2 protein-coding genes are annotated in these 1827 nt (G+C 35.3%); both read left to right on the top strand.

What is annotated here, in order from left to right; genetic code table 11:
- Nucleotides 1-223 precede the first annotated feature (223 nt).
- Nucleotides 224-769: a carbon monoxide dehydrogenase gene (locus V7083_RS23065; protein ID WP_335482480.1), complete on the top strand. Its 546-nt coding sequence runs from the start codon at nucleotides 224-226 to the stop codon at nucleotides 767-769.
- 318 nt (nucleotides 770-1087) lie between these two features.
- On the top strand, nucleotides 1088-1666 hold the full coding sequence (locus tag V7083_RS23060) for a biotin transporter BioY (RefSeq protein ID WP_335482478.1): 579 nt from the start codon (nucleotides 1088-1090) through the stop codon (nucleotides 1664-1666).
- Nucleotides 1667-1827 lie beyond the last annotated feature (161 nt).

Raw genomic sequence — 1827 nt, 5'->3', positions numbered from 1 at the left:
AAATTGAGAGATCTGCAAATCATTGCTATGGATTGGTTGACTGGATTAAGGTCAGTATCAGTATTGACACATCCTAACCATTTTCATTCTCTGTGATGAATCGCTGATTTTTTGCGATTCATGGGTGGCTAACGGGGCAGGTTAGTTACATAAGTCACGATAAATAATCTTTCATAATTGGAGAAGATTACTTATTAAAAGGATAAAGAGGGTGCGTGGAACATTGAATAATAGAATAAAATTTATTTGTTTAATATTCTGTATTGCTTATTTTGTACCAACTAATGAGATAGCCTTTGCAAGTCCAAATGATACTCCTCCTTCCATTGAGGAAATGTTCACTCAAGTTGGATATAAATCTGCTGAAGAAGCCGTTAAGGAATTTGAAAATCACTTTGAACAAGATGTAAAATTGCCAAAAATCAAGCCTCCTATTCCTTTCACCCATCAATTCGGAAGATTTTATGAAGATAAGGACTATGACACAAATGATTTTCTAACAATCCATTTTGTGAATGAAAAGTTACGAGAAAATAATTATAAAGTTGATATTCGACCCTTAAAAAATAAAATAACTTTTAAGGATAGAGGCAATCAAAAAGTATATACACTTGAAAATGGTCAAAAAGCTATTTATATGGATGATGCTCCACTTATGAACTTCCTTGTTTTTGAAAAGGATAATTGGCAATATATGCTCGGAATTGACAAAAAGGTATCAAACAAAGTTACACCTGAAATATTAGTTGATATTGCTAACTCAATTTAATAACAAATACAAGTAAAGACCATTCGGTTGACTGCGGCATTACTTCAGCAATGAGGTAATGCCATTTTCTTATTAACCTAACGATTTGTGAGTTTGTGAAGAATTCCACTTAAACAAACGGGGCAGGTTAGTTGAACAAGTTGGATCAAATGCAATTTCTTTTTATGTTTCATTTGAAACTCTTTCAGATATTTCAAAGTAAATCCTCGGAGATGCACTGGCACCTCTTTTTTTGGGTTGACAAATTTTTTAAATATAAATATAGTTTATTTGTTAACCGAATATAAAAATTAGTTTACATTTGAAAAGGAGAAACAGATGACAAATCCACAATTGAAATTAAGAATGATGATTGTGACAGCACTTTTTGCTGCAATCATTGGCGTAATGGCTCAAATTACAATTCCATTTCCGCTCGTTCCAATTACAGGACAAACCCTTGCCATAGGCTTAGCAGCAACAATCCTAGGTTCTCGTTATGGAACCTTATCGGTCATTTTATATTTAATTATTGGTTCTGCAGGAGTACCTGTATTCGCTGAATTTTCAGGTGGAGTTTCAAAGCTTGTCGGGCCCACTGGAGGTTATTTAGTTGGCTTCCTTCCAGCTACCTTCCTAATCGGATGGTTTATGGAAAAAACAGCCTTCAACTTCAAGAATGCTGTGATTGCTAATAGTATTGGAATGCTCGTTACTTTGGCATTCGGCACTGCTTGGCTAAAGATTGCTGCCGAGCTTTCTTGGCCAGCTGCTTTTGCAGGAGGATTTACTCCGTTTATCATTGTTGGATTAATCAAGGCTGCCCTTGCTTCGTGGATTGGTGTCTTAATTCGAAACCGATTAACTTCTGCTAGGCTATTGTTTTCAGAAAAAAAAGACCAAACAAAATCAGCCTAAAAAATTTTAATGTTTGTAGTTTATGCTTCAGATCCATCGCAGGGAAAGGCTGATAAACTCTTAATTCTGCCGTAAATGTGTTCCAATCCGTGCAAATAAAGCTTTATTATTTATGCAACTAACTGGTGCTTATGTTAAATATGGGATCGCTGCGGCGGTCC

The sequence above is a fragment of the Bacillus sp. JJ1764 genome, from assembly GCF_036962145.1.
In the GTDB taxonomy this organism is placed as follows: domain Bacteria; phylum Bacillota; class Bacilli; order Bacillales; family Cytobacillaceae; genus Neobacillus.
This window is presented reverse-complemented; position numbering and strand designations above follow the sequence as displayed.